Annotated in this window: 7 protein-coding genes; 5 read left to right on the top strand and 2 right to left on the bottom strand. The window is 49.9% G+C overall.

Annotation, left to right across the window (positions count from 1 at the left end):
* Positions 1-205: 205 nt before the first annotated feature.
* A complete protein-coding gene (locus TJ79_RS23400) occupies positions 206-535 on the top strand; it encodes a PadR family transcriptional regulator (RefSeq protein WP_040952778.1) in 330 nt (109 codons plus the stop codon).
* The gene (locus tag TJ79_RS23405; protein ID WP_040952779.1) at positions 535-1,155 is read left to right on the top strand and encodes a DUF2812 domain-containing protein; all 621 of its coding nucleotides are present in this window, start codon (positions 535-537) and stop codon (positions 1,153-1,155) included. The genes TJ79_RS23400 and TJ79_RS23405 overlap by 1 nt, the downstream gene beginning before the upstream one ends.
* Positions 1,156-1,157: 2 nt before the next feature.
* On the opposite strand, the gene TJ79_RS23410 is transcribed toward TJ79_RS23405, so the two are convergent.
* A complete protein-coding gene (locus TJ79_RS23410) occupies positions 1,158-2,339 on the bottom strand; it encodes an oxalate decarboxylase family bicupin (RefSeq protein ID WP_052339916.1) in 1,182 nt (393 codons plus the stop codon).
* Between the two features lie 180 nt (positions 2,340-2,519).
* On the opposite strand from TJ79_RS23410, the gene TJ79_RS23415 reads away from it, so the two are divergent.
* A complete protein-coding gene (locus TJ79_RS23415; protein WP_040952780.1) occupies positions 2,520-2,921 on the top strand; it encodes an Rrf2 family transcriptional regulator in 402 nt (133 codons plus the stop codon).
* 33 nt (positions 2,922-2,954) lie between these two features.
* Positions 2,955-3,599, top strand: a complete 645-nt coding sequence (locus TJ79_RS23420) for an MBL fold metallo-hydrolase (RefSeq protein ID WP_040952781.1) — start codon at positions 2,955-2,957, stop codon at positions 3,597-3,599.
* Between the two features lie 192 nt (positions 3,600-3,791).
* Here the strand turns inward: TJ79_RS23420 and TJ79_RS23425 are convergent, their stop codons facing one another.
* Complete coding sequence (locus tag TJ79_RS23425; RefSeq protein WP_040952782.1) at positions 3,792-5,168, bottom strand: Na+/H+ antiporter NhaC family protein; 1,377 nt, start codon at positions 5,166-5,168, stop codon at positions 3,792-3,794.
* Between the two features lie 214 nt (positions 5,169-5,382).
* On the opposite strand from TJ79_RS23425, the gene greA reads away from it, so the two are divergent.
* The gene (gene greA / locus TJ79_RS23430) at positions 5,383-5,862 is read left to right on the top strand and encodes a transcription elongation factor GreA (RefSeq protein ID WP_040952783.1); all 480 of its coding nucleotides are present in this window, start codon (positions 5,383-5,385) and stop codon (positions 5,860-5,862) included.
* The last annotated feature ends 53 nt before the right edge of the window (positions 5,863-5,915 follow it).

A 5,915-nucleotide genomic window follows, 5' to 3' on the forward strand; every position in this document is an offset into this window, starting at 1 on the left:
CGCGCGACGTTTACCGTAGCGGAATCGGGCTAAGTATAGAAAATTTATACTTTCCAATAAAGGAGCAAAGCCGCCGAATCTTTATATGATTCGGCGGCTTTTGCTATTGATATATACAGTCCAACTGTATATAATGCAAATATATAGTTCAACTGTATAGTTGAGCGGTATAACGAATAACTGCTAAAGAAGGAGTTTCTTATCTATGACGAGGGATCGCAACTTACCGCTGACGGAGACAGTGTATTACATTCTCCTCGCTTTGCTTGAACCGGCTCACGGCTATCTCATTTTACAGAAAGTGGAGGATCTCAGCGAAGGACAAGTACGAATGGCGGCGGGTACTTTATATGGAGCCATCGAAAACCTGTTGAAGCTTGGATTCATCCAACCGGTTCCCAGTGAAGATAGCCGGAGAAAAACGTATCTCATTACAGAAAAGGGCAGAAGCGTTCTGCTGCTCGATTTTGAAAGAATGATGCATATGGTTGAAATAACACGAAGCAATCTCATACAGGGGGGGAGTGAAGCGTGATGCGAAAATTCAAGTTCTTTATCGATTTTGCTAAGGAAGAGAAATGGCTGAACGAAATGGCTCGTCAAGGCTATCAATTGGAAAATGCATTTTTTGGCTATCAATTCCGGTCTGCCCCTCCGGAGGATGCTAATATCAAAATCGACTACCGGACCTTTAAACATTCGGCGGATTTCGCCGATTATTGCGCGATGTTCGAAGATTGCGGCTGGATGCATATTGCCGGAAGTAAAAATTCAGGCTCACATTACTTCAAGAAGATGGACGGAAATGGATTGGAGGATATTTTCTCCGACTCGGCTTCAAAAGCAGGGAGATATAAGCGGATCGGGGATATGTGGATGACCTTAGCCATTTGTTTTTTGCCGCTTTTTATCGTTATGGTTAATAATAACATGATCGACGTACACGCTATGCTTCATCCCAAATTGCTCTATTACACTCCAGGATTATGGGAGAAGAGCGGTTCCAGCTTTTGGGGGGCATTCTTATTTGAAACGCCTTTTGCCATTCTTAGGGGCTTCATGTGGCTGATTTATCCGATACTGATCATCTATTATGCTTTTTGTTCTTGGAAGGTTCGCCGGTTATACCGGAATACGAAACGAACGGGATCATAGGGTTAGAAACCAGGGTATTTGACCACAGGCCATTTTTCTTTGCGGAGGGCTGCCATTAGTTCCGGCGACGCATGGAGATTGCTATCAACCAGTTGGCGGGGCGTTAGTGCCATCCATTGATTGAGCGAGATGTCCTGGAACCGGTCGCTGCGGAACATTTCCAGAAACCACAAGGTTTGATTTCCTGTGTTCTGAATATAGTGGCCGAAGGCGACGGGGACATAGCCGACATCTCCCGCTCGGTAATCGAAGGTGCGCGCCTTTCCGCCGCCGCTAAAGACGGTCATTCTTCCTTGACCGTTCAAGTAATACTGCCATTCATCGGCGTTAGGGTGCCAATGGAGTTCCCGCATGGCGCCGGGCTCGATTTCAACCAGAGCGGCCGCTACTGTCGTGGAAATAGGGAAGTTGGAAGAGTCCACAATGCGGACGCTCCCTCCGGGTGTTTTCAAGGGCATTTGGGCTAAAAGACGGTGCTTGAAGTTGAGAGGCACGGTTCCGTAAGGGGACTGAACCTTTTGGGAGTCAATCGGGCCAGGGACTTGATCCTGGTAAATGTAGACTTGATCCTTGGGAATATTGGCAAAAGCGGACTCCGGCACCCCGAAGTTGGCGGACAGCACATTTCTCGGCGTATGGGCAAACCAGTCGGATATCGAAAGGGTGTTGAGATCGGAGAAGTTTCCATCGTCGAAGACGAGCAGAAATTCGCAGCCCTCGGCTAATGCTTGGATGGAATGAGGCAACCCTTTGGGAAAATACCAGAGATCGCCGGGGCCGATATCGGCGATGAAATTGCGCCCGTTTTGATCTACTGCAGTAATTCGGGCTCTGCCCCAGATCATATAGGACCATTCGGCTTGCTGATGCCAATGCAGCTCCCGCACTCCTCCGGGAGTTAGACTCATGTTCACTCCCGCCAGGGTGGTGGCGATCGGTAGATCCCGGACTGTGATTTCCCGTGACCAACCGCCTTTATTCAACTGCATATGGGTGTCGGAAAAGGCGAATTTCAAGTTGGGCAGCAGCCCGGCGTCGGTTACAGGTGGGACAAGCATATCGGGATTTTCCATGTCCCTCATCAAATCACGGGGACCGTAATCCGGGCCACCATTTCCGTCACTAGGCCTGTAGGGTTGGGGAATTTGCATGGGGGCACTTTTGTAGGGAGGCGGTTTATTCATTCGGTTACCTCCGGCATGATGGACTTTGATAATAACTGGTCTATGAGTGAATGCTTGGTTATTATGTCAGCAGGATTGCCGGGTCTTATGAAGTGGTTTGAACTCCGCATAAAAGTGTGCTAAAATTAGCACACTATTAAAATTTCGGATCATAGGCAGAAGCGATGGAGATGGGTAGCGATGGCACAATTAAAACGCTTCGGTTTTGCTCTTCAGGCTTTGATCGTTTTGGCTTCCAGTGAGGAGCACCGTTCCAGCACGGAACTGGCCGATCACATCCGCGGCGAGCCGACGCAGCTGCGAAAAATTTTGGCCCAACTCAGTGAAGCCGGCATCGTCGAAGTCAGGCAGGGCCGGGGCGGCGGTTATCAGCTAACCCGCAAACCGGAGCTTATTACACTCTCAGAAATTTACAGGTCGGTACATGAGAATGAACCCAAGTGGGATCGGATGCTGGATACGACGGGGGATCATCATTTTGGCCAAAAGGTTCATGAATCGTTCCGGAAGATCATGACGGATATCAACATACAGGTTGATCTTGTGCTTGCTGGATACACAATTGCAGATTTGCTGGATTAACATTTTATCTTATTTAAAATAGGGGATGCTCTTATGCAAATCAAATGGTTTGGACAATCTTCTTTTCTGCTGACTTCTCAAAAGGGAACTCGCGTATTGATCGATCCGTACGACCGTTTCCTTGGCTATCGCATGCCGACGATGGAAGTAGACGCCGTTGCCGTGACCCACGAGCATAGAGACCATAACCAGATCCGCGTTGCACTCGGTCATTACTCCCTGGTTAATCAGCCAAAGGAATATACGGTCAGCGATGTTCAAATTAAAGGAGTCAAAACGTTTCACGACAAGGAAAATGGTGCAAAAAGAGGCGAAAATATCGTCTTCGTCATTCAAATGGACGGACTGACGATTTGCCATTGCGGAGATCTGGGACATTTGCTGACGGAGGCGCAGCTTGCCGGAATCGGAAAGGTGGATGTTCTGCTGGTGCCTGCTGGGGGGCGAATGGTGCTGGGAGGCGAAGACGCCGCTCGGGTAGTGAAGCAATTGCAGCCGGCTGTCACCGTTCCGATGCATTACCGGACACGGGCCCTGGGGCTGGCCGGTCTGCTTTTTGAGAAGGTGGATACCTTCCTGGCGGCAGTCGGACAGAAGACGGCTAAGGCGAAGGTGCTGGAGGTTACTCCGGAAAATGTACGGAATTTCGAAGGAGTGATCACTCTCCAATACGAATAAGGATGAGTCAGGGGGAAAAGCTTGACCAAACGAGTTGATCCGATGATCGCGTTTTTACTCGGATCGAACCTCATAAAAGGAGGCTACGAATGGCCGGCGATGGCACGAAACAGTGCAAATGATTGCCGTCGGCTACACCATCGGCCTGTCAGATGGATGTTGAAAAGCAAGGAGAAAATAGCAAAAGCCGCGTCACTGGTTGAGAAAAGGAGCTGAATGGTGGGCGTCCTGGGGTTTCGCCAGTGAGCTCGGCTTTTTCCATCGCAAGGACCAAACCAGCGTGCATAAAGGCAGCGCCCAGAGAAACGGCGCGTAGGGAACGTATCGCTCGACCGACACGCCGGAGATCGTTCCGCAGAGTATAGCCAGCATATTCCATGGAACAAGGCCGGGTAGAATCAGGCTTGAATCCGCAACGACGCGAGCCAGTTGACTGCGGGGAAAACGTTCTTCCCAAAAAGGAAGCAGGCTGCGCCCCGTCATCATGATCGGCAGCGTTTGGGTGCAAGCCACAAGGCTCAGGCAGAGGGCGAAAAGCACCGTGCGCAGCGTCGCCGGGAACAGGGAAACAGAGTTTGTGCCTAGTAGTTTTTTGATATGGGGCTGCAGGATCCGGTTCTCTTCCAGTATTCCGTTAAAAGCTCCTGCCAGGGCGATCAGCAAAATCAACTCCACCATGTTGGATAAGCCCTTCGTATGGAGCGAGGCAAACGCCGGAGAATGGTAACCGGACCATAAATAGTCCATCCATTGCCCAATACCGATATGCTGGGTAACGCATCCCAGGACGATCGCGGAGGAAACGGACAGGAGAAAGCTGACTTTTGTTTTTTGCCGCAGCAGCATGGCGCCTAGTAAGACAAGCACGGGAAGGATGAACCATGCCGAATAGTGAAAGCTGTCTTTGAATTGCGGCTGAAGCGCAGCCGTATGCTGCGTATGCCAGCTGCCGTTCATATCCATCAAGAGGAAAAAGACGGCAGAAACGGCCAATGCCCCCAAGGTGGTAGGCAGCATGACGCGAAACTGGGGTTTCAGCTTCATGCCGGTTGAAGCGGCTACCAGTTGGTAAGCGCTAGAGAATGGGGACGTGTGATCCCCGACGAAAATCCCGGATACCAGCGCCCCGGTGATAACCGGAAGCGGAATATTCAGCAGCATGCCGATGCCGATGAGCGGGATGCCGACTGAGCTGAGGGTTCCGGTAGAGGTGCCGAGCAGCATCGAGATGACGGCGGATAAGACGAAGGAAAACGTAACGAAGTATCCGGGGTGAATGATGGAGAGTCCCGTATCGATCATGTAGGGGATCGTGCCGCTTGCCGTCCAGGCTGGGATGGCGATACCCACCATGGCGAGAATCCAGATCACTTCTTTGGTATGGGAAAAACCGGCCTTCATATTGGAAAAAAGAGTTTTCCATGTGACACCGGCATTTAAGCACAATCGGATCAAGGGGAAGAAACCTAAAATGAATCCACAAACTAAGGGGATCTGCAGCATATAGGCGGCGGTTAATCCCGCAACCGTTGTTGCAACGACAATTGCGAGCTGTTTTCCTGTCAGCATTGGAAAGATCATACCTCCAGAAGGATGCTGGAATGATTGGCGGTTACCGAGAGTATATTTTTCGATTTTAAACAAAAGCTTTTCTAAAGTAAATGGCATCATGAAGCGCGTTCGTTTGTAGGACAGATGGTATTTCGATTACAATGTAGATATATCCTTTTTTATAACAAGGTTAGTCCGGAACGGAACGGGCGGACCAATTGGAGTTGTGATGATGGCAAATGATGATGTGATTTTGACGCAAGAGGGTTATGATAAGCTGAGGGCTGAGCTGGAGGAACTGAAAACAACCAAGCGCCGGGAGCTGGCCGAACGGTTGAAAGTGGCGATCAGCTATGGCGACTTGAAGGAGAATAGCGAGTACCACTCAGCTAAAGAAGAACAAGCTTTTATGGAAACGAAAATCAAATCACTGGAGCAAATGTTCCGGGTTGCCCGCATAGTAAACGCCGAGAATACGGATGCATCCACCATCCAAATCGGCTCGACGGTTACCCTTCACGACGTGGAATTCAACGAGGATGTGGAATACACTCTTGTCGGCCCTGCTGAGGCGGATGTAGACCATAACAAGATTTCCTACGAAAGCCCGTTGGGGAAAGAGCTGCTGGGAAGATCAACAGGTGAAATGGTGGATGTCGAAGCTCCGTCGGGGATTATCCAATATAAAGTATTGAACGTAAAAATGGCATAGATGGAGGAGGACACTCACTTTGGCGCACAGCCGCGGGTGTCTTTTTTTGTTCC

It is taken from the genome of Gorillibacterium massiliense (genome assembly GCF_000455485.1).
Lineage (GTDB): Bacteria > Bacillota > Bacilli > Paenibacillales > NBRC-103111 > Gorillibacterium > Gorillibacterium massiliense.

Coding starts and splice junctions, on each gene's coding strand:
- greA (WP_040952783.1), top strand. CDS start 5,383: ATGGCAAATGATGATGTGATTTTGACGCAAGAGGGTTATGATAAGCTG.
- TJ79_RS23415 (WP_040952780.1), top strand. CDS start 2,520: ATGGCACAATTAAAACGCTTCGGTTTTGCTCTTCAGGCTTTGATCGTT.
- TJ79_RS23425 (WP_040952782.1), bottom strand. CDS start 5,168: ATGCTGACAGGAAAACAGCTCGCAATTGTCGTTGCAACAACGGTTGCG.
- TJ79_RS23420 (WP_040952781.1), top strand. CDS start 2,955: ATGCAAATCAAATGGTTTGGACAATCTTCTTTTCTGCTGACTTCTCAA.
- TJ79_RS23410 (WP_052339916.1), bottom strand. CDS start 2,339: ATGAATAAACCGCCTCCCTACAAAAGTGCCCCCATGCAAATTCCCCAA.
- TJ79_RS23405 (WP_040952779.1), top strand. CDS start 535: ATGCGAAAATTCAAGTTCTTTATCGATTTTGCTAAGGAAGAGAAATGG.
- TJ79_RS23400 (WP_040952778.1), top strand. CDS start 206: ATGACGAGGGATCGCAACTTACCGCTGACGGAGACAGTGTATTACATT.